Annotated in this window: 22 protein-coding genes and 1 pseudogene; 6 read left to right on the top strand and 17 right to left on the bottom strand. The window is 72.5% G+C overall.

Going from position 1 to position 23223, the window contains the following annotated elements; translation table 11 throughout:
* Positions 1–101: 101 nt before the first annotated feature.
* Positions 102–764: a bifunctional DNA primase/polymerase gene (locus ACTYVM_RS27190; RefSeq protein ID WP_445528476.1), complete on the top strand. Its 663-nt coding sequence runs from the start codon at positions 102–104 to the stop codon at positions 762–764.
* 285 nt (positions 765–1049) lie between these two features.
* On the opposite strand, the gene ftsY is transcribed toward ACTYVM_RS27190, so the two are convergent.
* The 4 genes from ftsY to ACTYVM_RS27170 all read right to left on the bottom strand — a co-directional run bounded on the left by ftsY (position 1050) and on the right by ACTYVM_RS27170 (position 7336).
* A complete protein-coding gene (gene ftsY, locus ACTYVM_RS27185) occupies positions 1050–2258 on the bottom strand; it encodes a signal recognition particle-docking protein FtsY (RefSeq protein ID WP_445528475.1) in 1209 nt (402 codons plus the stop codon).
* Between the two features lie 263 nt (positions 2259–2521).
* Positions 2522–6208 carry an AAA family ATPase gene (locus ACTYVM_RS27180; RefSeq protein ID WP_445528474.1) on the bottom strand — a complete coding sequence of 1229 codons (3687 nt, stop codon included), beginning with the start codon at positions 6206–6208 and terminating at the stop codon, positions 2522–2524.
* Between the two features lie 260 nt (positions 6209–6468).
* Entirely contained in the window at positions 6469–6672 is a 204-nt protein-coding gene (locus tag ACTYVM_RS27175) for a hypothetical protein (RefSeq protein ID WP_361297589.1), read from the bottom strand.
* 382 nt (positions 6673–7054) lie between these two features.
* Positions 7055–7336: an acylphosphatase gene (locus tag ACTYVM_RS27170; RefSeq protein ID WP_361416386.1), complete on the bottom strand. Its 282-nt coding sequence runs from the start codon at positions 7334–7336 to the stop codon at positions 7055–7057.
* 169 nt (positions 7337–7505) lie between these two features.
* Here ACTYVM_RS27170 and ACTYVM_RS27165 point away from each other — a divergent pair, with 169 nt between their 5' ends.
* Complete coding sequence (locus ACTYVM_RS27165; RefSeq protein WP_445528473.1) at positions 7506–8648, top strand: CAP domain-containing protein; 1143 nt, start codon at positions 7506–7508, stop codon at positions 8646–8648.
* 20 nt (positions 8649–8668) lie between these two features.
* Here the strand turns inward: ACTYVM_RS27165 and ACTYVM_RS27160 are convergent.
* Positions 8669–9116: pseudogene (locus ACTYVM_RS27160) on the bottom strand (site-specific integrase); the annotation flags it as partial.
* 227 nt (positions 9117–9343) lie between these two features.
* Between ACTYVM_RS27160 and ACTYVM_RS27155 the strand changes: the two are divergent.
* Entirely contained in the window at positions 9344–9871 is a 528-nt protein-coding gene (locus ACTYVM_RS27155) for a hypothetical protein (RefSeq protein ID WP_445528472.1), read from the top strand.
* 187 nt (positions 9872–10058) lie between these two features.
* On the opposite strand, the gene ACTYVM_RS27150 is transcribed toward ACTYVM_RS27155, so the two are convergent.
* From ACTYVM_RS27150 to fakA, 10 genes are all read right to left on the bottom strand, one after another.
* Positions 10059–10391 (bottom strand): DUF952 domain-containing protein, encoded by a 333-nt coding sequence (locus ACTYVM_RS27150; RefSeq protein ID WP_445528471.1) that lies wholly within the window; start codon positions 10389–10391, stop codon positions 10059–10061.
* Positions 10392–10521: 130 nt separating this feature from the next.
* Positions 10522–11406: a bifunctional DNA-formamidopyrimidine glycosylase/DNA-(apurinic or apyrimidinic site) lyase gene (mutM, locus tag ACTYVM_RS27145; RefSeq protein WP_445528470.1), complete on the bottom strand. Its 885-nt coding sequence runs from the start codon at positions 11404–11406 to the stop codon at positions 10522–10524.
* Positions 11407–11556: 150 nt separating this feature from the next.
* Positions 11557–12390 carry a ribonuclease III gene (rnc, locus tag ACTYVM_RS27140; protein ID WP_400034719.1) on the bottom strand — a complete coding sequence of 278 codons (834 nt, stop codon included), beginning with the start codon at positions 12388–12390 and terminating at the stop codon, positions 11557–11559.
* Between the two features lie 7 nt (positions 12391–12397).
* Positions 12398–12571 carry a 50S ribosomal protein L32 gene (rpmF, locus tag ACTYVM_RS27135; protein WP_003951102.1) on the bottom strand — a complete coding sequence of 58 codons (174 nt, stop codon included), beginning with the start codon at positions 12569–12571 and terminating at the stop codon, positions 12398–12400.
* Between the two features lie 2 nt (positions 12572–12573).
* Positions 12574–13227: a YceD family protein gene (locus tag ACTYVM_RS27130; RefSeq protein ID WP_445528469.1), complete on the bottom strand. Its 654-nt coding sequence runs from the start codon at positions 13225–13227 to the stop codon at positions 12574–12576.
* Positions 13228–13359: 132 nt separating this feature from the next.
* Entirely contained in the window at positions 13360–14487 is a 1128-nt protein-coding gene (locus ACTYVM_RS27125; RefSeq protein WP_445528468.1) for a F0F1 ATP synthase subunit B, read from the bottom strand.
* A 132-nt stretch (positions 14488–14619) separates the two neighbouring features.
* Complete coding sequence (coaD, locus tag ACTYVM_RS27120; RefSeq protein ID WP_445528467.1) at positions 14620–15099, bottom strand: pantetheine-phosphate adenylyltransferase; 480 nt, start codon at positions 15097–15099, stop codon at positions 14620–14622.
* 26 nt (positions 15100–15125) lie between these two features.
* A complete protein-coding gene (rsmD, locus tag ACTYVM_RS27115; protein WP_445528466.1) occupies positions 15126–15713 on the bottom strand; it encodes a 16S rRNA (guanine(966)-N(2))-methyltransferase RsmD in 588 nt (195 codons plus the stop codon).
* 102 nt (positions 15714–15815) lie between these two features.
* On the bottom strand, positions 15816–18035 hold the full coding sequence (recG, locus tag ACTYVM_RS27110; protein WP_445528465.1) for an ATP-dependent DNA helicase RecG: 2220 nt from the start codon (positions 18033–18035) through the stop codon (positions 15816–15818).
* A 68-nt stretch (positions 18036–18103) separates the two neighbouring features.
* Positions 18104–19819, bottom strand: a complete 1716-nt coding sequence (fakA, locus tag ACTYVM_RS27105; RefSeq protein ID WP_445528464.1) for a fatty acid kinase ATP-binding subunit FakA — start codon at positions 19817–19819, stop codon at positions 18104–18106.
* 264 nt (positions 19820–20083) lie between these two features.
* Between fakA and rpmB the strand changes: the two genes are divergently transcribed.
* Positions 20084–20269 (top strand): 50S ribosomal protein L28, encoded by a 186-nt coding sequence (rpmB, locus tag ACTYVM_RS27100; RefSeq protein ID WP_003993230.1) that lies wholly within the window; start codon positions 20084–20086, stop codon positions 20267–20269.
* 162 nt (positions 20270–20431) lie between these two features.
* Here the strand turns inward: rpmB and thiD are convergent, their stop codons facing one another.
* Positions 20432–21238, bottom strand: coding sequence for a bifunctional hydroxymethylpyrimidine kinase/phosphomethylpyrimidine kinase (thiD, locus tag ACTYVM_RS27095; protein WP_445528463.1), 807 nt, complete (start codon positions 21236–21238; stop codon positions 20432–20434).
* On the bottom strand, positions 21235–22200 hold the full coding sequence (locus ACTYVM_RS27090; RefSeq protein WP_365421759.1) for a thiamine-phosphate kinase: 966 nt from the start codon (positions 22198–22200) through the stop codon (positions 21235–21237). The genes thiD and ACTYVM_RS27090 overlap by 4 nt, the downstream gene beginning before the upstream one ends.
* A 206-nt stretch (positions 22201–22406) precedes the next feature.
* Between ACTYVM_RS27090 and ACTYVM_RS27085 the strand changes: the two genes are divergently transcribed.
* Positions 22407–22640 (top strand): Lrp/AsnC family transcriptional regulator, encoded by a 234-nt coding sequence (locus tag ACTYVM_RS27085; protein WP_400034732.1) that lies wholly within the window; start codon positions 22407–22409, stop codon positions 22638–22640.
* 20 nt (positions 22641–22660) lie between these two features.
* On the top strand, positions 22661–23143 hold the full coding sequence (locus ACTYVM_RS27080) for a DUF3515 domain-containing protein (RefSeq protein ID WP_400034734.1): 483 nt from the start codon (positions 22661–22663) through the stop codon (positions 23141–23143).
* Positions 23144–23223: the final 80 nt, after the last annotated feature.

Below are 23223 nucleotides of genomic sequence, written 5' to 3'. Positions count from 1 at the left end.
ACGCCGTAAGGACCCCGCACGGCCGGGGTGGAGCGGAAACAGAGAGTGACGATCGGCATCCGCCTCGTAACCATCGGGGCGGTGGACCCGTTGGAGGGGGCATGGGCTTCACGATCGGCGGGATGCGCGAGATCCGCTCCGGCGCGCGGCGACGCGGCCGGTCGTACCGCTCGTCGGAGTGCACGGCGGTGGCCGAGTACACCGGACTGTGGGGCTGGGACGTGGTGCGGGGCGCGCGGGCCGTCGGCGGCGCCTGTTCCTGCGGGCGGACGAACTGCCCGGCTCCGGGCGCCCACCCCCTGGAGTTCGCGCCCGGGATCCCGGCCGGGTCCACGCTCGACGAGGTGACCAGGGCGTGGCGGGAGCTGCCAGGGGCCGCGGTGATGCTGGCCGTCGGCCGCGTGTTCGACGCCATCGAGGTCGCCGAGCCCGCCGGGCGCCGTGCCCTGGCCCGGCTGGAGCGCATGGGCCTCCCGCTCGGCCCGGTGACCGCCACCCCGGACGGCCGAGCCCACTTCTTCGTCGCCCCCGGTGCCGCCGCCGAGCTGCCCGCCCTGCTCTACCGCCTGGGCTGGGACGATCCCGCCGCCCTCGACCTGCGCGGCCTCGGGCCCGGCACGTTCCTCACGGCCCCGCCGTCCGACCGCGGCGGCCGCGGCCCGGTCCGGTGGCTCCGCCCACCGGCCCTCGACACGGCCAAGCCGCCCCAGGCCCGCCTCCTCCTGGGCACCCTGGCCTACGTGGCCCACCGGTCACGGGCATGACGGCCTGAGACCGTCGCGGCGCACCATCCCCGGAACCGGGCCGCCCTCGCACCCGCACCCCCACCCCGCACCCACCGCGAATACGGCCGCGTCGGAAGGGTCGCGCATGCCGGCACGGGGCGGGCTGCCGGGGCGTCCCGGTATGGGACGTGGCCGCGGCACCGGCGCTCGTCGGTGGTGACGGTCGGGGCCGGGGCCTGTCCTGTGGGCCGGCTCGGCGGGGGGTTTCCTCAACGGAAGCGCCCGCCCCGGTGGGACCGGGGCGGGCGCTGGGGAGGGTGGGGGTCAGTCGCCGATGAGGGCGTCGACGAAGGCCTTCGGTTCGAAGGGGGCCAGATCGTCGGGGCCCTCACCGAGGCCGACCAGCTTGACCGGCACGCCCAGCTCACGCTGGACGGCGACCACGATGCCGCCCTTGGCCGTGCCGTCCAGCTTGGTGAGGACGATGCCGGTGATGTCGACGACCTCGGCGAAGACGCGGGCCTGGACCAGGCCGTTCTGGCCGGTGGTCGCGTCGAGCACGAGCAGCACCTCGTCGAGCGGCGCGTGCTTCTCCACGACGCGCTTGACCTTGCCCAGCTCGTCCATGAGGCCGGTCTTGGTGTGCAGACGGCCGGCGGTGTCGATGAGCACCACGTCGGCGCCCATCTCCTTGCCCTCCTTCACCGCGTCGAAGGCGACGGAGGCGGGGTCGCCGGCCTCCGGGCCGCGCACGGTGTGGGCGCCGACCCGTTCGCCCCAGGTCTGGAGCTGGTCGGCGGCGGCCGCGCGGAAGGTGTCGGCGGCGCCCAGCACGACGCTGCGGCCGTCGGCGACCAGGACGCGGGCGAGCTTGCCGGTCGTCGTCGTCTTGCCGGTGCCGTTGACACCGACGACCATCACGATGCCCGGCTTGCTGGTGGCCGGCTCGGTCTTCACCGTGCGGTCCATGTCGGGGCCGATCAGCGTGAGGAGCTCCTCGTGCAGCAGTCCGCGCAGCTCCTCGGGGGTGCGGGTGCCGAGCACGCGTACGCGCTCGCGCAGCCGGTCGACCAGCTCCTGGGTGGGCTGCACACCGACGTCGGCGGTGAGCAGGGTGTCCTCGATCTCCTCCCACGTGTCGTCGTCGAGGTTCTCGCGGGACAGCAGGATGAGCAGGCCCTTGCCCAGGGCGTTCTGCGAACGGGAGAGGCGGGCGCGCAGCCGCACCAGACGGCCTGCGGTGGGCTCGGGCACCTCGATCGGGGGTGCCGGAAGCTCCTCGACGGGCGCCTCCTCGACGGCGACGGGAGCCGAGCCGTCGGGGAGGTCCACCTCCTCGATCGTCCGCCGCGGCTCCTCCCGCGGCGTTTCTGCCTCCTCGCCGACGTGTGGCTCGGCCGGAGGGGCGGTGATGTCGGGCGCCGAGGGCGGCGGCGGGGGCGGCGGCTTCCTCCGTCGGCTGCCGACGATGAGCCCGCCGAGCGCGCTGAGCACCACCACGGCGATAACTACAGCAAGGATGATGGTTTCCATAACCTGTCCAGTATGCGTGACCGGCCGGGCGGTCAGGGGTAGTCGGACGGGGCCGCGTGCCCCTGGACACCGGGCCCGTGGGCGCCCTGCCCGGGGGGCGCGGCGCGCCCTCACGAGCGCGTGCCTCCCCGGCTCACGCCTCGGGTCGGTGCGCGAGCCCGGGCAGCGGGAAGTCGGTACGGAGCGGGTTGCCCCATCTCCTCCAGCGTCCTGCCCTTCGTCTCCTTCATGAAGGGCAGAGGGACGGGAGGGAGAGCACGGCGCTACCGCAGGCGCTGGCTGATGACCTTCGACACGCCGTCGCCCTGCATGGACACGCCGTAGAGCGCGTCGGCGACCTCCATCGTGCGCTTCTGGTGCGTGATCACGATCAGCTGCGAGGCCTCCTGGAGCTCCTGCATGATCCGGATCAGCCGCTGGAGGTTGGTGTCGTCGAGTGCGGCCTCGACCTCGTCCATGACGTAGAAGGGGCTGGGGCGGGCCTTGAAGATCGACACGAGCAGCGCAACGGCGGTCAGCGACCGCTCGCCGCCGGACAGCAGGGACAGCCGCTTGACCTTCTTGCCCGGCGGGCGCGCCTCGACGTCCACGCCCGTGGTGAGCATGTTGTCGGGGTCGGTCAGCACGAGCCGGCCCTCGCCGCCCGGGAAGAGCCGGCCGAAGACGCCCTCGAACTCGCGGGCGGTGTCCCGGTAGGCCTCGGTGAAGACCTGCTCGACGCGTTCGTCCACCTCCTTGACGACGTGGAGCAGGTCGGCGCGGGTCTTCTTGAGGTCCTCGAGCTGCTCGCTGAGGAACTTGTGGCGTTCCTCCAGCGCCGCGAACTCCTCCAGGGCCAGCGGGTTGACCTTGCCCAGCTGCTGGTAGGCGCGCTCGGCGGCCTTCAGTCGCTTCTCCTGCTCGGCGCGCACGTAGGGGCGGGGCCGGTTGCGGGGGTGCTGCGGGTCCTCCGGCAGCTGCTCGCCCTCGGCGGGGGGCGAGGGCGGCACGAGCTGGTGCGGCCCGTACTCCGCCATCAGGCCGGCCGGTTCGACGCCGAGTTCCTCCAGCGCCCTGGTCTCCAGTTGCTCGATGCGCAGCCGCTTCTCGGCACCGAGCACCTCGCCCCGGTGGACCGAGTCGGTCAGCTTGTCGAGTTCGGCCTTGAGCTCCCGGCCCTCGGCGCGGGCGGCGGTCAGCTCCTGTTCGCGCCGGGTCTTGGCGGCCTCGGCCGCGGCCCGCTCCTGGTCGGCGCGGGCCACGGAGACCTCGACGTGCGCGAGCAGCTGCCGGGCGCCGGAGGCGACCGCCGAGGCGACCTCCGCCTCGTGGCGCAGCCGGGCGCGCCGCTGCTCGGCACGCGCGCGTGCCTCGCGTTCGGCACGGGCGGCCCGGTCCAGCGAGTCGGCCCGGCCGGCGAGTCCCTTGACCCGCTCCTCGTGCGTACGGACCTGGAGACGGGCCTCCATCTCGGTCTGGCGGGCGTTGGCGCCGTCGGCCGCGAGCCGGTCGCGTGCGGAGGTGTCGGGCTCCTCCTCGATCGGCATCTCCTCGGCCACGGCGAGCCGCTCGGCGAGTTCCTCCACCTGCTGGAGGGCGTTGTCGAGGGCCTCCTGGGCGCGGGCGGCGGCGGCCGCGGAGCGCTCGGCCTCCCCGGCGGCACCGCGCGCCTGCCCGGCGAGCCGGCCCAGTTGCTGGGCGACGGCCGACTTCTCCCGGTCGGCGGTCCGCCGCCGCTCCCCCACCTCCTCGACCAGCGCCGCGCACCGGCCGCGCCGCTCGGCGGCCCGCCGCTGCTCCTCGGTGAGCTCCTCGCACCGCACGGCGAGCTGGTCCAGCTCGACGGCGGCCTCGTCCACGGCGGCCTGCACCTCCAGCAGGCTGGGCGCCCCGGCGGAGCCGCCCTGCGCGAAGTACGCCCCGAGCAGATCTCCTTCGGCGGTCACGGCGGTCAGCTCGGGCCGGGCGAGGACCAGCTCCTCCGCGTCCTCCAGCGTCCCCACCACGACGATCCGGCGGAGCAGCCGGCGCACGGCGGCCATCAGCTCAGCGGGACCGTTGACGAACTCGGCGGCGAAGCGGTGCCCGGCCGCAGGAACCGCGGCGGGTACGCCGGTACGGTCCTCGGACCCCGCCCACTCGGCGGCGCCGTCCGGTCCGCCGGTCGTGGCACCCGGGGCTTCCGCCGCACCGCTGTCACCGGCGTCGGCCGCCGCGTCCTCGGCCGGGGACGGGTCGACGGTTCCGGGTGGGGGGCCCGCGAGAAGCAGCGCTGCTCGGCCCGCGTCCTGTTTGCGCAGCAGGCGGAGGGCGTCGGCCGCCGCGGAGGGGGTGGTCATGGCCAAGGCGTCGGCGGCGGTGCCGAATGCGGTGGCCAGGGGGGTTTCGTAGCCGGGGGTGACCGTCAGGAGTTCGGCGGCGGGGCCCAGCAGGCCGGTGAGGCGGTCCTTGGCGTCGAGCAGGGCGCCCGTTCCGTCCTTGCGGCGCAGGCCCAGGGCGAGGGCGTCGTGCCGGGCCCGGGTCGCCGCCCGGCTGCGCTCGGCCGCGGTGAGTGCCTCACGGGCGGCGGTGAGGGCGGCCTCCGCCTCGGCCAGCGCCGCCTTCGCCGTCTCGTGCCGCCCGGCCAGTTCCTCGTCGCCCGCGTCGAGGCCGTCGACCTCGGCCTTGAGTGCCTCGTACTCCTCCTGGGCGTGGACGGCCCGTTCCTGGGCCTCGTCCCTGGCGGCGGCCAGCCGCTCGATCTCGGCCTGGGCGGAGGCGGCGCGCGAACGTGCCGCGTTCACCTGGCCGCCCAGTCGGGCCAGGCCCTCACGGCGGTCGGCGATGGCGCGGGCCACGTCCTTCAGGCGCCGCTCCTCGACGGCCAGTTCCCGCTCCAGCTCGCCGCGGTGGGCGACGGTGTCGTCCAGGGCACGCCGGGCCGCCTCCAGGGCCGCCTCCAGCTCGGCCTCCTGTTCGCGCACGCGGCCGGCCTCGCGTTCCAGTTCCTCGGGGTCGCGGCCGCGCCGGTCCTCGGGGGGCGCGGAGGTGGCGCTCTGCACGCGCGCGTCGGCGAGCGAGATGGTGCCGCGTACGCGCTCGGCGAGCCGGGACAGCTCGTACCAGGTCTCCTGGGCGCGCTGGAGGTGCGGGACGAGCCGGCGCACCTCGTCCTCGAGCAGGGCCTCGCGCTGGAGGGCCTTCCTCAGCTCCTGCTCGGCGCTCTCCTTGCGTTCCTTCAGGGCCGCCTCGTCGGCGACCTCGGTCTTCAGGGCCTCGCGCAGGCCGACCAGGTCGTCGGCCAGGAGCCGCAGGCGCGCGTCCCTCAGGTCCGCCTGGATGACCGCGGCCCTGCGGGCGACCGCCGCCTGCCGGCCCAGTGGCTTGAGCTGTCGGCGCAGTTCGTCGGTGAGGTCCTGCACGCGCGCCAGGTTGGCCCGCATCGCGTCCAGTTTCCTGAGCGCCTTCTCCTTGCGCTTGCGGTGCTTGAGGACGCCCGCGGCCTCCTCGATGAAGGCGCGGCGGCCCATGGGGTCGGCATGCAGGACGGAGTCGAGCTGGCCCTGGCCGACGATGACGTGCATCTCGCGGCCGATTCCGGAGTCGGACAGCAGCTCCTGGATGTCGAGCAGACGGCATGTGTCGCCGTTGATCTGGTACTCGCTGCCGCCGTTGCGGAACATGATCCGCGTGATGGTGACCTCGGCGTACTCGATGGGCAGGGCCCCGTCGGAGTTGTCGATGGTCAGGGACACCTCGGCGCGGCCGAGCGGCGGGCGGCCGGTGGTGCCGGCGAAGATGACGTCCTCCATCTTGCCGCCGCGCAGCGACTTGGCCCCCTGTTCGCCCATGACCCAGCTGAGCGCGTCCACGACATTGGACTTGCCCGAGCCGTTCGGACCGACGACGCACGTGATCCCCGGCTCGAACCGGAGCGTGGTCGCCGAGGCGAACGACTTGAACCCCCGGAGGGTCAGGGCCTTGAGGTGCACGCAGCCGGACTTTACCGGCCACCGCTACCTCACTCCACGAACCCCCGCAACCGCGCGGTTTCGCCTGTGAACATGCAGGGCACACCAAATGTTAAAGACCCTGAAAGGATGCGCGGGGGCGACCAAGGCAGGGCAAGAAGGGCGGGGAAGGGGCAGGAGGGGTCGGGGAAAGAACGAAGGGACGCCGAAGCGTCCCTTGCAACTCTGACAACTGAGCGGTTGACGGACACCAACCCCTGTGTCGTGGTGCGATGCAGTGATCAGGTGAGCGCAGGCTCCGCCTGGTGTGCGTCGACGCGCTCCATGATCCTGTCGTGAGAAGCGGCAGCCGTCAGGGCGTCGTTCTCCGCCTGGATCCGCACGATCTCGGATTCCAGGTCCTGGACGCGCTGCTGGAGCCGTCGCATCTCGGCGAGGAGTCGAGGGTCGGAGCCGCCGACGTAACCGAGAAGCGCCTTTGCCATGATGGATGGTCCTCCACACTGAGTGACCGACCGAAGCGGTGTGGGTCGTGAGGGATTCGCACCCGTGGTGCTTGGCACTGCCTGAGTTGTGGTGCCGTACATCCATGCCAAACAGCTGAGGTGCGCGGGCTTTCAGCGTCTCACCAAAAAGTTTGACGGTCAACACGATCACGCCCCGTATTCATGGGCGTCCCGGGGGCGCGCGACCGGAAACCTGGTGGCGCTGCATCTCCTGCGGGCCCCTCGGGGCGTGCGGATCATCCTGCTGTGCGGAGCCTGCCACGCCGCGCGTTTCTTGGCAACCACCTGCCGGTTTTCCCTTCTGGCGGATGCCGGTGGCAGATGCCGCCGCCACCGCAGTGGCCCGCACCGCGCCACACGGTCAGCGGATCGCGAAGCCGTCGTACCCGCCGCGAGGTGTGTCCCAGATCTCGGTGACACCGTCCACACGTCCGGGCGTGTCGCCGCCCTGCAACCAGTCCAGGAGCTTCTGGCAGCCCTCGCGAGCCCCCTCGGCGACCACCTGCACGCGCCCGTCACCCAGGTTGAGGGCGAAACCGCTCAGGCCCCCGATCTCCAGCGCTCTGGCCCGGGTGAACCAGCGGAAACCCACTCCCTGGACGCGTCCGCGGACCCAGGCGACCAGTCGAACATCCTCGCTCATGGGTGCAACCTAACCGGCCAATGTCTCTCGGGGCACCTCCGCCTCCCGCGCCATGCGGTACCGTCCCGGTCCAATGAATCTCATCTGAAACTCACTCGATCGAGTGAGTTGGGTTGACCGCGTCGGCTCAGGGCGCGCGTCGACGGAGAGAGACGAGGAAGGCCAGCACATGGGACGCCACCGACGCTCGGACGCCGGCCGCGCCGCCACGGGCCATGCCACGGGGGACAGCCGGACGCACGGCTCGTACGAGCAGGACCGCGATCCGTGGGACAACCACCCGCAGGACGACGACGGCCGCCTGGGCATCGCGCCCTACCTGAACCCGGACCTGTACGCCGACGCCGGCACCAGGTCCCAGGAGTACCTCTTCGACACGGACGACGGCATCGCCCACGCCAGGACCACCGTGCTCTTCCCGGCCGAGGGCTTCAGCCCGGCGGACGGACCGCGGGAGCGGGGGCACCGCCGGAAGAAGAAGGCCACGACGCCGGTCCGCACGGGGCTGCTCGGGGTCTCCGCCGCGGTCGCCCTCGGCACCGTCGCGGTCGCCACCGGCACGGTGCCGGGGCTCGAGAACTACAAGCTGGGCGGCCCGAAGGACGGCGGCGCCGACTCGGTGCAGGCCGCGGGCTCGCCGACGAACAGCGAGAGCCCGCAGGGCGGCACCTCCGGCAGCGCAGCCCCGGGCGGCCCGGCCGGCGGCTCCACGACGAGCCGCGACGTCGACCGGTCCGCGCCACCGCAGCGATCCGCCTCCGAGCCGGCTCCGGCCACCACCCCGGCCGCGGACCGGCCGTCGGCCACGCCCACCGAGGCGGCGGAGGCGCCGGAGGCGAAGCCGACCACGGCGCCGGCGGAGGCGGAGACCAAGCCGGCGGAGACCGCCACCAGGGCCCCGGCGAAAACCCGGGCCCCGGCCACCGCCTCCACGCAGGCCGCCGTCGAGGCCGAGGTGCTCAGGCTCGTCAACGAGGAGCGGGGGAAGGTGGGGTGCAGCGCGCTGACGGCGAGCAGCGCGCTCGCCGGCCTCGCCCAGGACTTCAGCGAGGCCATGGCCGCCGAGAACTTCTTCGACCACACCGACCCCAGCGGCGCCTCGCCGTGGGACCGGGCGGCGAAGCTCGGCATCACCAGCCTCGGGGGCGAGAACATAGCCCGCGGGCAGGCCGACGCGGCGGCGGTGATGGACGCCTGGATGCACAGCACCGGCCACCGCGCCAACATACTGAACTGCGACTTCAAGACCCTGGGCGTCGGTGTGCACTTCGGCTCCGGCGGCCCGTGGTGGACGCAGGACTTCGGGTACTGAGATAACCGCAGGTCAGAGGCCTAATCCCGCACCTGGGCCGGCTCGGGGCCGTCTTCCGTGGGTTCGTCGTCCTGGAACACGCGATCCACGGCGGTCCGGGTGCGGGTCTCGCTGGTCGGCATCAGGTGCGTGTACGTGCGCAGCGTGAAGCCGGGGTCATGGTGGCCCAGGTACTCACTGAGAGCCTTGATGCTCTCCCCTGCGTCCAGGAGCACCGAGGCGTAGAAGTGCCTCAGCGCGCGCATGTAGGTGCGCAGCCAGCGCGAAGGCCACCGACTCAGGCAGGGGCGCAGCGCGTTCCTTGCCTCCCTTGGGTGGGGCGAACACGGGCCGATGACGCTGCAGCAGCTTGACTTGCCGGACCACGTGCACCACCCCACCGAGGAAGTTCACGTCTTCCACGGCCAGGCCGAAGGCCTCCCCCTGTCGCAGGCCGCATCCGGCGGCGACGTTCACGAGAGCCTGGTAGCTCAGTGACCGGTGCCCTTGCAGGTCGGGCAGGTGACGCGGACCGTTACGCGCGAGCCGTCGGCGTGGCGGGTGCCGGTGGTGATGGCGACTGTGGCGAAGCCGTCGCAGTCGCGGCAGATACGCCGGGTCGGAGCGTGCTGGGGCATCATGGCGTCCCAGCCGTTGGCCGGGCGAGTTGCGCCAGAGCCGCGTGATCCTCAACAACCTCCCCGGAAGGTGACCTGGTGAGTCTGCGCGAACTGGAAGAAGCTGTCCCAGCCTTGCTGGATATCAGGTCAGCCGCGCGCCGACTCATCGACTGGGAGTTCATCCGGCGCGAGACAGGTGCCGTCCTACCCTCGGACTTCGTTGCCCTAGCGGAGGCTTACCCGCCGTTCACGGTCGACGGCTTCCTGGGCCTGCACATTCCGTCGGTCGGAGAAGAGCAGTATTTCATCGCCGGGGTACAAGGACTCCTACGCAACTTGGCGGAGCTGCGTGACGCCGGTATGTCGCACGGTCACGTCCCGTTCCCCGAGCCTGGGGGGCTCTTCCCGTGGGGTGATTCCTCAGAAGGTGACGTCTTCTATTGGCGCACATCAAGCACGGACGCCGAGTCGTGGACCGTGCTGGTCGAGGGTCATAACGATGACTGGTGCGAGTACGAGGGGACCCTCACCTCTTATCTCGCGGGCATGGCGCGCGGGACGGTTCCTCCGGACGGTCTGCCGCCAGATTTCCCGGGCCCAATGCCGGTCATCGATGCTGACTGACGTAGATCACCCAAGGAACCACGGCGGCGTAGCCGCTACCCGCCAGGTCAGCGACCTCACAGTTCAGCGGGCGTCCGCGTACGTAGTCTTCCGAACTGGGGCTCTAAGCGGACCTGCTCTCACTGCTGGCTCTCCCGGCCCCTCGGTCATCACCAACACCAAGCGGCGGCGCAGCCCTCCCTGTCGCTCACCCCCAGGGCTCGACGCCCACCACGGCCTCGACCGGCACTGCCCCGTACACGTGCGGGAACTCCTCGCCGTTCGGCGGCATGGCCTCGTACCTCAGCGGGACATCGAGCCGGGCCGGGTCCACGACCAGCACCACCAACTCGTCGGGGCCCTCGTAGTCGCTGTAGAGGAAGGCCGCGATACGCGGGAGCTGGTCGCGGGTGGAGAAGTGGACGAACCCCTCCTGTTGGAGTGTGCGGCCGCGGGTGGACATCTCGTAGGTGCCGGACTCACGGGCCGTCTCCCATAGAGAGCGCTCGGTGATGTGCACGATGTGCTGAGGTTTCGGCATGCGGCCACGCTACGGGCCCGGCCCTGCCGCGCGCACCCACGGTGACTGGCGCCACGACGGTTTTAAGGTCAGGAAGGTGCCGGATCACTTCTTCGGGTACTCGTGCCGCGACAGGGCCGACGGTCAGGAGCTACGACGCCGCGCGCGGCGCCCGCTGGCACTTCGGGCAGTAGTAGCTGGAGCGGTTCATCCACGGGCGGCGGCGCAGCGGGGTGGCGCAGCGGCGGCAGGGCAGGCCCTCGCGGCCGTAGGCGTCCAGGGAGCGGTCGAAGTAGCCGGACTCCCCGTTGACGTTGACGTAGAGGCTGTCGAAGCTGGTGCCGCCGACGGCGAGGGCCTCGTTCATCACTGCCCGGACGTGGGTGAGGAGTTCGGCCGTACGGGGGCGGGTGAGGGTCGCGGTGGGGCGTTCGTAGTGGACGCGGGAGCGCCACAGGGCCTCGTCCGCGTAGATGTTGCCGACGCCGCTGATCAGGGACTGGTCGAGCAGGGCCCGCTTGATGGTGGTCCGCTTGCGGCGCAGGGCCTGGTGGAAGGCCTCGTCGTCGAACTGCGGGTCGAGGGGGTCGCGGGCGATGTGCGCGATGACGTCGGGCAGCCCGTCCGGGGTCGTGTCGTGCACCGACAGGCCGCCGAAGGTGCGCTGGTCGACGAAGCGGAGTTCGGTGGCCTCCGCCGCACAAGCGGCCGATGTCGGCGTGTCGGCGAAGCGGACGCGGATCCGCAGGTGCTTCTCGGTGGGCGCGCTCAGCGGCTGGACCAGCAGCTGGCCGCTCATGCCGAGGTGGGCCAGGATCGCCTGGCCGCTGTCCTCGAGAGGCAGCCACAGGTACTTGCCGCGGCGGCTGGGCAGGCCGAGCCGGTGGCCCTGGACGCGGTGCGCGAAGTCCTCCGCGCCGGCCGGGTGGCGGCGCACGGCACGCGGGTGCAGCACCTCGACGCCGGTGACGCTCCGGTGCGCGACCCACCGTTCCAGTCCGCGGCGTACGACCTCGACCTCGGGCAGCTCGGGCATGACTCCCCCGTTCACACATCGTGGCCGCTGTGGCCGGTCACGGGCCGAGCGCCCGCCCCGGGGCGGGGACGGGCGCTCGGTCGCGTACTGCTGCGCGCTGCCTGCCGGGCGGAGGACCGCCGGGCTGCCGCGCTGGGTTCTTCCCGGTTCTCAGGCGGAGGCCGGCGCGTCACCGGCGCCGTCGGTGGATCCCACCGCTTTGGCGCGCTCGTCCGCCGCGGCCCGGATGGCCCGCCACGCGGACTCCGCGGCCTGCTGCTCCGCCTCCTTCTTGCTGCGGCCGGTGCCGGTGCCGTACGAGACGCCTCCGACGCGGGCGGCAGCAGTGAAGGTCTTCTCATGATCGGGGCCGGTCTCCGTGACCAGGTACTCGGGAACGCCGAGCCCCTCGGTCGCGGTGAGCTCCTGGAGACTGGTCTTCCAGTCCAGGCCGGCTCCGAGGTTGGAGGACTTCTCGATCAGCGGGTCGAACAGGCGGTGCACCAGTTCGGAGGCCGCGTCGAGGCCCTGGTCGAGGTAGACCGCGCCGATCACCGCTTCCAGGGTGTCGGCGAGGATGGACGCCTTGTCCCGGCCGCCCGTGCCCTCTTCACCACGGCCGAGCCGGATGAAGGCGCCCAGGTCGAGGCCACGGCCGACCTCCGCCAACGCACGCGAGTTGACCACCGCGGCCCGCAGCTTGGCCAGCTGGCCTTCGGGCAGGTCGGGGTGGGTGCGGTACAGCGTGTCGGTGACGACCAGACCGAGGACGGAGTCACCGAGGAACTCCAGCCGCTCGTTGGTCGGCAGACCGCCGTTCTCGTACGCGTAGGAACGGTGGGTCAGCGCGCGCACCAGAAGGGCGGACTCGAGCTGGTAGCCGAGCCGCCCTTCCAGAAGCGTGTGGGACGAGGCCGTGTTGTCCGACGGAGCACCTCCGCGTCGGCGGTGATTGCCCGCTTCGGCGCCTTCCGCCTTCTTGGCAGTGGACACAGTGCCTCTCACCAGCCGCTCAGACCTCGAGGACCTGGCGCTTGTTGTAGGTGCCGCACGACGGGCACGCGATGTGCTGCTGCTTGGGCTCGTGGCAGCGCTCGCACGCAACCAGGGTGGGGACCGCAGCCTTCCACTGCGACCGGCGGTGGCGCGTGTTGCTGCGCGACATCTTCCGCTTCGGAACAGCCACGGCTACTTCTCCTGCTTCTCGTCGGCGCGTGCTGATCGAGGCGCGCCGCCGCTCATCTCGTCCTTCTCGCCGTCCTTCATGGTGCCGGCGAGTCCCTGCAAAGCCGCCCAACGGATGTCGACGGCGTCGTGGTGGTGGTCCGGGTCGTCCACGAGCCGCGCTCCGCACTCGGAGCACAGGCCTGCGCAGTCTTCCTGGCACACCGGCTGCATCGGCAGTGCGAGCACCACCGCATCGCGCAGCAGAGGTTCGAGGTCGAAGAGTCCGTCCTCGAGGAAGAGCCTGTCCTCGTCGTCCTCGGCGTCGGCGTCGGGCTCCGCGACCACGCGGCCCCGCTCGTCGGCGTCAGGGTACGAGAACAGCTCCTGGAAGTCCGCGTCGAGTTCGAGCTCGAGCGGCTCCAGACACCTTACGCACTCCCCCTCGGCCTGTGCATGGGCGGTGCCTGTGACGAGCACCCCTTCCATGACCGACTCGAGTCGGAGTTCGAGCTCCACCGGGGCGCCTTCCGGCACTCCGACGACGCCCTGGAGACCGAGGTCCTTGGGGGCGGGGACCGCGCGGGTCAGGCGCTGCAGCGCGCCGGGCCGCCGCCCCAGCTCGTGCGTGTCGAACACGAGAGGGTTGCGGTGGTCGAGGCGGGCGTTGTGAGCCATTCCTGCTTTCGGTTTCCGAACTCGGGGGGACGCTTTCCCGGTGGTGTTCCGGGCAGCGCGGATCGCGGACGTCTGCGCGACCGAAGAGCCAGGATACTTGACCTTTCGCTCTCGGCCCAATCGGCGGTCGCGCTACAGGCCGCGGCCCTGCTCGTAGGCGCGCAACTGCTCGGCACTGATCATGCTGGTGTCGAAGAGGCTGGTCTCGTCGAGGGCGTGGGCCTGCGGCTGCGCGTAGCCGTGGGGGTCCTGCTGGTCCTGCTGGGCCTGGTTCGGGTCGTAGCCGGCGGGCTGCTGGGCGTCGTAGCCCTGGAAGGGCGCGCCTCCCGCCGGGGCGTAGCCGGAGGCGCCGGGGGCGGCCGCGTACGGGTCGGGCTGCTGGTAGCCGTACTGGTCCTGCTGGCCGTACCCCTGCTGGTAGCCGCCGTACGGATCGCTCTGCCCTGGCTGCTGGTAGCCGTAGGCCGGCTGCGGCTCGTACTGCGGCGGGGCGGGCTGCTCGGCGGGCGGGGCCGCCGGGGTCCGCGGGGTGGCCGGGGCGTCGGCCAGGGCCGCGAGGTCGGCGAGGTAGTCGGCGTCGCTGGAGTGCTGGACGGTGGTGGTGTCGTCGGCGAGGGCGCCGAGGTCGTCGGTGGCGATGCGGCCGTGCAGCTTCTGCCGGCCGCGGCCGACGGCCTCCAGGGTCTTGGCGAGGACCGCCTCGAAGGCACCGAGCTTGGCGTCGACGTACGCGTCGGCGTTGCGGCGCAGGGTCTCGGGGTCGTGGCTGCGCTCGGGGGCGTCCTCGTCCTCGTAGCCGTCCTCGTCGAGGCCGGGCCCGGTGCCGAGCAGCTTCTCGCGGCCGCGGCCGACCGAGCCGAGGGTCTTGGTGAGGACGACCTCGAAGTTGGCGAGCTTGGAGTCGACGTAGTCGTCGGCCTCGGCGCGGACCTCCTCGGCCTCCTGCCGGGCCTCGCCGAGGATGCGGTCCGCCTCGGCCTGGGAACGGCGGGCGACCTCGGTGCCGGAGACCAGCGAGCCACGCTCGGCGTGCGCCGTCTCGATGATCCGCTCGGCCTCGCGCCGGGCCTGGTCGACCATCTGCTCGCGGTCGCCGATCAGCTCCTGCGCCTGCGCCAGCGAGCCGGGCAGTGCCTGGCGCACCTCCTCGAGCAGTGCGAGCAGGTCGGCGCGGTTGATCACGCAGGACGCCGACATGGGCATGGACCGGGCGCTGGAGACCGCGGCGACGATCTCGTCGAGCTTGTTCTGCACGTCCACCGTGTGCTCGCCACTCTCTACAGGTGTGTTGGACTACAAGGGTGTTGGACTACCGATGTGTCGGAGACGGACGGGACGACTGTACGTCCATGAGGTGATCGCCGGACACCGGGTGACGGTCCGTCAGCCGCGTCAGTCCTTCTTCAGCCGCTGGGTGAGGGCCTGAAGGACCTGCGGCGGCACCAGGTGCGAGACGTCGCCGCCCCAGGTCGCGACCTCCTTGACCAGGGAGGACGACAGGAAGCTGTAGGTGGGGTTGGTGGGCACGAACAGCGTCTCGACTCCGGAGAGGCCGTTGTTCATCTGGGCCATCTGAAGTTCGTAGTCGAAGTCGCTGACGGCGCGCAGGCCCTTGACGATGGCCGGGATGTCTCGCTGCTTGCAGAAGTCGACCAGGAGGCCGTGGAAGGCCTCGACGCGGACGTTGCCGTACTCGGCGGTGACCTGCCGGATGAGGTCGATCCGCTCGTCGATCTCGAACAGGCCCTTCTTCGACTGGTTGATCATCACCGCCACGTAGACCTCGTCATAGAGGCGCGAGGCGCGGGCGATGATGTCCAGGTGTCCGTTGGTGATGGGGTCGAACGACCCGGGGCAGACGGCGCGGCGCACTTGAGATCCCTCGCTCTCCGGTCCGGTCATCGTGCGTCTTCGCACGTAGAGGCGGCGCGACCGTACCAAAACGTCCCTTCGCCGTAGCGACGGGCCCGGATCGCGTCGAACCCTCGCGGCCACCTGAACTCACCGCCCCTGGTGCTGCGCTCCACGGTGACGAGGGCGTCCTCCGCGAGCCACCCCTGCGTGCGGAGTGTGAGCAGGATCTCGCGAAGATCGTCGTCGGAGACCGCGTACGGCGGGTCGAGGAAGACGATGTCGTACGGCTGTGCCGGGGGCGGGGTGTGGACGATCTGTTCCGCTTTGCCCGCCCGTACGTCGGCGCCGGGGAGGCCGAGCGCCTTCACGTTCTCCCGGACGGTGCGGACCGCTCGCCCGTCGGCCTCCACGAGCAGGACGTGCCCGGCGCCCCGGGACAGGGCCTCCAGGCCGACGGCGCCCGAACCGGCGTACAGGTCCAGGACGCGCTCGCCGTCCAGCGGTCCGCCCAGGAGGGACTGCCAGGTGGAGAACAGGCCTTCGCGCGCCCGGTCCGAGGTGGGGCGGGTTCCGCTGCCCGGCGGTACGGCGAGACGGCGTCCGCCGGCCCGGCCGGCGATCACGCGGGTCATGTCTGGTCCTTGCTTGTCGGAGGCGGCCTGGGCCTGTCGGAGACGGCCCGGCCGGTGGCGGCCGTCGTGGTGGCGGCGCGGGTGCGGGCCGCCACCAGTCTGTCAGCCCTTCTCCAGGTACTGCTCCCGCTCCTCGTCCAGCAACGCGTCCAGCGCCGTGCGCAGCCCGGGCAGATGCTCCAGGTCCGGGTCCGCGGCGACCACCGCGGCGGCCTCCTCGCGGGCCTCGGCGATGATCTCCTCGTCGTCGATGACGGCGAGCACCCGCAGGCTGGAACGGGCGCCGGACTGGGCCTGGCCGAGGACGTCGCCCTCGCGGCGCTGTTCGAGGTCGATGCGGGACAGCTCGAAGCCGTCGAGGGTGGCGGCCACCGCGTTCAGCCGCTGCCGGGCGGCGCTCGCCTCCGGCATCTCGGTGACCAGCAGGCACAGTCCTGGCGCCGAGCCGCGGCCGACGCGCCCGCGCAGCTGGTGCAGCTGGGAGACGCCGAAGCGGTCGGCGTCCGTGATCACCATCACCGTGGCGTTCGGCACGTTCACACCGACCTCGATGACCGTGGTGGCGACCAGCACATCGGTCTCGCCGGCGGCGAAGCGGCGCATGACCGCGTCCTTGTCGTCGGGCTGCATACGGCCGTGCAGCACCTCGACCCGCAGGCCGTGCAGGGGGCCCTTGGCGAGCTGGTCGGCGACGTCCAGCACGGCGAGCGGCGGGCGCTTCTCCGCCTCGTCCTCGGGGGACTTCTTCGCGGCGGCCGTCTTCGGGTCGTCCTCCTCGTCCCCGATGCGCGGGCAGACCACGTACGACTGGTGGCCCTTCGCCACCTCCTCGCGCACCCGCTCCCAGGCCCGGGCCAGGAAGTGCGGCTTGTCGGCGGCCGGGACGACATGGCTGGCGATGGGCGAGCGGCCCGCCGGGAGCTGGTCCAGGACGGAGGTCTCCAGGTCGCCGAAGACGGTCATCGCGACCGTGCGCGGAATGGGCGTGGCGGTCATGACCAGCAGGTGCGGGGGTTGCTTGCCCTTGCCGCGCAGGGCGTCGCGCTGCTCGACGCCGAACCGGTGCTGCTCGTCCACCACGACCAGTCCCAGGTCGTGGAAGCGGACCTTGTCCTCGATCAGCGCGTGCGTGCCGATGACGACGCCCGCCTCGCCGGTGGCCAGGTCGAGCAGGGCCCGCCGGCGGGCGGCGGCGCCCATGGACCCGGTGAGCAGCACCACCTTGGTGGCCTGCTCGGCGCCGCCCAGCATGCCTCCCTCCGCCAGTTCCCCCATCATCTCGGTGACCGACCGGTGGTGTTGCTGGGCCAGCACCTCGGTGGGCGCGAGCATCGCGGCCTGCCCGCCCGCGTCGACGACGGCGAGCATGGCGCGCAGGGCGACGAGCGTCTTGCCGCTGCCGACCTCTCCCTGGAGCAGGCGGTGCATCGGGTGCTCGGTGGCCAGGTCGGCGAAGATCTCGCGGGAGACCTTCCGCTGTCCCTCGGTGAGGGTGAAGGGGAGGCGGTCGTCGAAGGCCGCCAGGAGGCCGTCCGGGGCCGGTACCCGCGCGACGGCGGGGAGTTGGGTGTCCGCGTGGCGCCGGCGGGCGAGGGCGACCTGGAGGACGAAGGCCTCGTCCCACTTGAGGCGGGCGTGCGCGTCGGCGATGTCCGCCTTGCTGTGCGGGCGGTGGATCTTGAGCAGGGCCTCGGGCAGGGGGACCAGGCCGCGGCCCGCGCGCAGCGACTCGGGCAGCGGGTCGAGCGCCTCCTGGGCACTGGGCAGGACGGTCTGGACCGCCTTGCCGATCTTCCAGGACTCCAGCTTGGCGGTGGCCGGGTAGAGCGGGATCAGGGCGCCGGCCCAGCTCTCCACCGCCTCTCCGTCCTCCCCCTTCAGCAACTCGTACGCCGGGTGGGCCAGTTGCAGCCGCCGGTTGAAGACCGAGACCTTGCCCGCGAACATCGCGCGCGTGCCCGGCAGGAGCTCCTTGTGGGGCTTGTGCACGCCGTTGCCGAAGAAGACCAGCTGGACCCGGCCGCTGCCGTCGGTGATCGTCACCTCCAGGCGCTGGCCCTTGCCGCGGGGCGCGCGGGCGGAGGCGAAGGTGTGCAGGCGCGCGTCGGCGACCTGGGCGACCACCGTGACGTGCTCGTCCATGGGCAGGTCGGCGAGGTGGGTGAGCTGGCCGCGCTCCTCGTACCGGCGCGGGTAGTGGTGCAGGAGGTCGCCGACGGTGTGCAGGCCGAGGTGCTCGGCCATCACCTTCGCGGTGGCGGGGCCGAGCACTGACTTCAGTGGCTGTTTCAGTGGTTCTCGCAGTGCGGGCACGAAATCCATTGCACACCACGGCACCGACAATGCCGTAGACCTCCCGAAAAACCCCTGGTCAGCCGGTCCGCCAAGGCTCACTCCACCCCGATGAGCAGCGGCGCTCCCTGCCGGCCGCCCTGGTGGACCACCGTGTCGACGGCGAGGTAGGACTCGCGGACCCGCGTCCGGAGGTGGTCGGCGATCGAGTCGGGGGCCTCGTCGCCGAGGACGAGGGTGACCAGTTCGCCGCCCGCCGCGAGCATGCGGTCCAGGACGGTCTCGGCGATGGCCGTGACGTCCGAGCCGATCACGGCCACGTCGCCGTCGATGAGGCCGAGGACGTCACCGGCCTGGCAGATGCCGGCCGTGGTCCAGGACTGGCGTTCGGCGACGGTGACCTCGGCGTGCCGGGTGGCGCCGGCCGCCGAGGTCATGGCGACGACGTCCTCGTCGAAGCGCCGCCCGGGCTCGTGCACGGCGAGGGCGGCGATGCCCTGCACGGCCGAGCGGGTCGGGATCAGGGCGACGCGGACGCCCTCCCCGCGGGCCTGCTCGGCCGCGGCGGACGCGGTGTGGCGCAGTTCGGGGTCGTTGGGCAGCAGGACCACCTCGCGCGCGTGGGCCCGCCGTACGGCCTCGACGAGCTCCCCGCTGGCGAGCTGCTCCCCCGGCCGGGCGAGCACCGCGGTCGCCCCGGCCTCGGTGTAGAGCGCGGCCAGGCCCTCGCCGGGCACGACGGCCACCACGGCTCGCTGGGCCCGCTCCCGGTGCGGCCGTCCGGGCCCGTCGGTGTGCGCGTCGCCGGCCCCGAAGTGCGTGATCCGGATCCGGTGCGGCCGCCCGGCCTCCACGCCCGCCTCCACGGCGGCGCCGGCGTCGTCGACGTGCACGTGCACGTTCCACAGGCCGTCGCCGCCGACGACGACGAGGGAGTCCCCCAGCTCGTCGAGCCGCTCGCGCAACCGGGCCACGGCCGTGTCCCCGGCGTCCAGCAGGTAGATCACCTCGAAGGCGGGGCCGCTCGCGGGCGGCGCGCAGGCACCGGGCCCGTCGTCCTCGGCCGGGCACATGCGCGCGTGGGGCACGGTCGGCAGGCCGTCGCCCGTCCCCGCGGCCGTCGAGGGGGCCGCGCTCTGCTCCGGGGTCCGTCCCGTGAACGTCTCCACCAGGGCCGCGAGGACCGCCACGAGCCCCCGCCCGCCCGCGTCGACCACCCCGGCGCGCTCCAGGACAGCCAGCTGGCCGGGGGTCGCGGCGAGGGCCGCGCACGCTCCCTCGTAGGCGGCCAGCGCGACCGTCCGGCAGTCTCCCTCCGCCCCGGTGGCGGCGTCCGCGGCGGCCGAGGCCACCGAGAGGACCGTGCCCTCCATCGGGTGCGCCACGGCCTGCCGGGCGGAGTCGGCCGCGCGCCGCAGGGCCAGGCACAGGCCGTGCCCGTCGGCGTGGGCGCGGTCGCCGTCGGTGGCGAACACCTGGGCCATGCCGCGCAGCAGCTGGGCGAGGATCGTCCCGGAGTTGCCGCGGGCCCCGATCAGCGCGCCGTGCGCCATCGCCCGTGCGGCGTCGGCAAGGGAGGGTCCGGACAGGGCCCCGGCGGTGCCGCCGTCCACCTCGTGCGCGGCGAACACGGCCTCCACCGCCGCGGCGGCGGACTCCACCGTCAGATACAGGTTGGTGCCGGTGTCCCCGTCGGCCACGGGGTAGACGTTGATCGCGTCGATCTCCTCGCGCGCCCGTCCCAGCGCCCGCAGCGCCAGTCCGCACCAGGTGCGCACCGCCGGCGCGTCGAACGTCTGCGGCACCTGCGCCACCTGCGCCTCCCTGAGCTGCTGGACTGGTCGCAGCGTAGACCCCGGGGCGGCACGGGACGGAAGAGGGCCCGCGCGGGCCCCGGCGCCGCCGTGGTAGTTTCGCCCTACGGACGCAGCCGTTGTATGCTGCTCCGGTTGCCCGATCTGATCGGGCTCTCCCCTGGCAACGCCACTCAGATTTCAAGAGCGCTCTCTGAGCCTGAGATCTTGATCCCGGCATGCCGGGATCAACCGTAAGTGCATCTGAAGTCTTTGGAGTGACCCGTGGCTGCCAACTGCGACGTCTGCGGCAAGGGGCCGGGCTTCGGCAACAACATCTCGCACTCGCACCGCCGTACGTCCCGTCGCTGGAACCCGAACATCCAGCGTGTGCGTACCGTGGTCGGCGGGACGCCGAAGCGCGTGAACGCCTGCACCTCGTGCATCAAGGCCGGCAAGGTCTCGCGCTGACGCACAGCAACAGCTAAGCGCGCGGCCACTGCTGGTTCGCTGCACTGAGCCGGTCCACCTCGGTGGACCGGCTTTTTGCCGTGCCCGCACACGCCATGCCCGCACACGCCGTGCCCCCGCACGCCGAGCCCGCGGCCGACGGTCGGCGCGCGGGCCGGGTGACTACCCCTCCCGGGACCTCCGCAGGGCCCATCCGTGGTCCACGGGCCCGATCCCCCCGCCGAGCGCGAAGCCGGCCGCGATCGCCCCGGTGACGTACGCCTTGGCCGCCGTCACGGCCTCCGGCACGGACCGTCCCTTCGCCAGGTGCGCGGCGATCGCGGAGGCGAGGGTGCAGCCGGTGCCGTGGGTGTGCCGGTTGTCGTGGCGCACGGCGCGCAGCCAGTGCTCCTCGGAGCCGTCCGTCAGCAGGTCCACGGCGTCCCCGGAGAGGTGGCCGCCCTTGATCAGCACCCATTTCGGTCCGAACGCCAGCACCGCCGCGGCGGCCTCCCGCATCTGCTCCTCCGTCCGGACCCGAACGCCGGTCAGCTGGGCCACCTCGTCGAGGTTCGGCGTGGCGACGGTCGCCACCGGCAGCAGCCTGGTGCGTACGGTCCGCAGCGCGGACGCGGCCAGGAGGGGGTCGCCGTGCTTGGAGACGCCGACCGGGTCGACGACCGCGGGCGCGTCCGTCCCGGCGATCAGCTCGGCCACGGCCTCGGCCAGTTCCGCCGAGGCCAGCATCCCGGTCTTGACCGCCTGGACGCCGATGTCGTCCACGACGCTGAGGTACTGGGCCCGGACCGCGTCCACGGGCAGCTCCCAGGCGCCCTGCACGCCGAGGGAGTTCTGCGCGGTGACCGCGGTGATCACGCTCATGCCGTGCACGCCGAGGGCGAGCATCGTCTTCAGGTCGGCCTGGATCCCGGCGCCGCCGCCGGAGTCGGAGCCCGCGACGGTCAGCACACGAGGAGGAGCGGCGGTCATGACTCGATGTCCCCGAAGTGGTCCCAGCCGCCCTTGCTGGTCCACGGCGCGCCGTCGACCGTGACCTGGGGCAGCGCCGAGGGGCTGAGCACCTCGCCGATCACCTTCCAGCGGGCCGGCAGCTTCACGTCCGGCGGGAAGGCCGCCACGATCGCGTGGTCCTCTCCCCCGGTCAGCACCCACTGCAAGGGGTCGACGCCGACGGCCTGCCCGATGTCGTTCATCTGCGAGGGGATGTCTATGGCTCCGGAGCGGATGTCGATGTGGACCTTGCTGGCCTCGGCGATGTGCCCGAGGTCGGCGATCAGCCCGTCGCTGACGTCGCACATCGCGGTGGCGCCGAGCCCGGCGGCCGCGGGACCGGCGTGGTACGGAGGCTCGGGGCGGCGGTGGGCCTCGACGAAGGCGCGGGGCGAGCGGAAGCCCCGGGAGAGCACCGCGTACCCGGCCGCGGACCAGCCCAGCCAGCCGGTCACCGCGATCAGGTCGCCGGGTTGCGCGCCGGCACGTGTGACCGGCTCGTGGTTGCGCAGATCGCCGAGCGCGGTGATCGACACCATGATCGTGTCACCGCGCACCACGTCGCCGCCGACGACGGCGGCCCCGGCGACCTGGCACTCGTCGCGCAGGCCGTCCATCAGCTCGGTGGGCCAGGTCACCGGCAGCTCGGTGGGGACGACCAGGCCGAGCAGCAGCGCGGTCGGCACCGCGCCCATGGCGGCGATGTCCGCGAGGTTCTGGGCGGCCGCCTTGCGGCCCACGTCGTACGCCGTGGACCAGTCCCGGCGGAAGTGCCGCCCCTCCAGGAGTATGTCGGTGCTCGCCACGACCCTGCGGTCGGGGGCGGCGACCACGGCGGCGTCGTCGCCGGGACCGACCCGGACCGCCGGGGTGGTGGTGAGACGGGAGGTGAGCTCCCTGATGAGCCCGAACTCCCCGAGCTCACCGACAGTGCCCTTCATCGGCCTTTCGCCCCTTCTGTCCCTGTACGTTCCCGGTCGCGCGTCAACGCGGTCCTCGCTACGGTCGAGGTGACCGTCAACTTCCGTCCTACCTGCACCCCGGCGCGCACGTCACGGTCTTCCCGGGTCTCCCCGCGGCGCGTGACGACGCGATACCGTGGCGTTCCTTTCCCCCACATGATCCTCGTGGCCGCCCTGGAGGTTCCGTGGTACAGGCGTACATCCTGATCCAGACGGAGGTCGGCAAGGCGTCGACCGTCGCCGAGACGATCGGCAAGATCCCTGGGGTGATCCAGGCCGAGGACGTGACGGGGCCGTACGACGTCATCGTGCGCGCCCAGGCCGGCACAGTGGACGACCTGGGCCGCATGGTGGTCGCGAAGGTCCAACAGGTGGACGGCATCACACGCACGCTGACCTGCCCGGTCGTGCATCTGTAGCCCCCGTCTACCCTTGGCCGGTGAGCTTCTTCCGTCACCGGCTTCTCGGCCTGCCCGTTCTCGCCGCGCTGATCACCGCCGCGGGCTGTTCCCCAAGCGACGACAGCGCCACCGTGGCGGTTCCCAGCCCGCGGCCGTCGGTTGCGAAACTGTGCCGGAGTCTGGACAGGGAACTGCCTGGGAAAGTGGACGGACTGAGCCGCGAGGACCCCAGGCCCGCATCCGCACTGACCGCGGGCTGGGGAAGCCCGGCGATCATACTGCGCTGCGGTGTCCCGCGGCCCGCCGCGATGGACGATCCGGAGGCCGACGGGGCCGAGGTGAACGGCGTGGGCTGGCTGCTCCAGAAGCAGCAGGACGGTTCGTTCCGCTTCACGACCACGCTGCGCCTGGCCTATGTGGAGGTGACGATCCCCGCGAAGCGGACGGACCACGGGGTGGCGCCGCTGGTCGATCTGGCCCCGGCCGTGAAGAAGGCGATCCCCGAGGGGATCGCCGACTGAGGGCCTGACCTGCGCGGAGGGGGGGGGGGGGGGAGGGGTGGGTGGGGCCCCCCCCCCCCTCCCCCCCCCCACCCCAACCC

It is taken from the genome of Streptomyces cyslabdanicus, assembly GCF_052663305.1.
This window is presented reverse-complemented; position numbering and strand designations above follow the sequence as displayed.

Bases quoted from the DNA above. Each gene is read 5' to 3' on its own strand.
- ACTYVM_RS27190 (WP_445528476.1), top strand. From the start codon at position 102: ATGGGCTTCACGATCGGCGGGATGCGCGAGATCCGCTCCGGCGCGCGG.
- ftsY (WP_445528475.1), bottom strand. From the start codon at position 2,258: ATGGAAACCATCATCCTTGCTGTAGTTATCGCCGTGGTGGTGCTCAGC.
- ACTYVM_RS27175 (WP_361297589.1), bottom strand. From the start codon at position 6,672: ATGGCAAAGGCGCTTCTCGGTTACGTCGGCGGCTCCGACCCTCGACTC.
- ACTYVM_RS27170 (WP_361416386.1), bottom strand. From the start codon at position 7,336: ATGAGCGAGGATGTTCGACTGGTCGCCTGGGTCCGCGGACGCGTCCAG.
- ACTYVM_RS27165 (WP_445528473.1), top strand. From the start codon at position 7,506: ATGGGACGCCACCGACGCTCGGACGCCGGCCGCGCCGCCACGGGCCAT.
- ACTYVM_RS27150 (WP_445528471.1), bottom strand. From the start codon at position 10,391: ATGCCGAAACCTCAGCACATCGTGCACATCACCGAGCGCTCTCTATGG.
- mutM (WP_445528470.1), bottom strand. From the start codon at position 11,406: ATGCCCGAGCTGCCCGAGGTCGAGGTCGTACGCCGCGGACTGGAACGG.
- ACTYVM_RS27130 (WP_445528469.1), bottom strand. From the start codon at position 13,227: ATGGCTCACAACGCCCGCCTCGACCACCGCAACCCTCTCGTGTTCGAC.
- rsmD (WP_445528466.1), bottom strand. From the start codon at position 15,713: ATGACCCGCGTGATCGCCGGCCGGGCCGGCGGACGCCGTCTCGCCGTA.
- recG (WP_445528465.1), bottom strand. From the start codon at position 18,035: ATGGATTTCGTGCCCGCACTGCGAGAACCACTGAAACAGCCACTGAAG.
- thiD (WP_445528463.1), bottom strand. From the start codon at position 21,238: ATGACCGCCGCTCCTCCTCGTGTGCTGACCGTCGCGGGCTCCGACTCC.
- ACTYVM_RS27090 (WP_365421759.1), bottom strand. From the start codon at position 22,200: ATGAAGGGCACTGTCGGTGAGCTCGGGGAGTTCGGGCTCATCAGGGAG.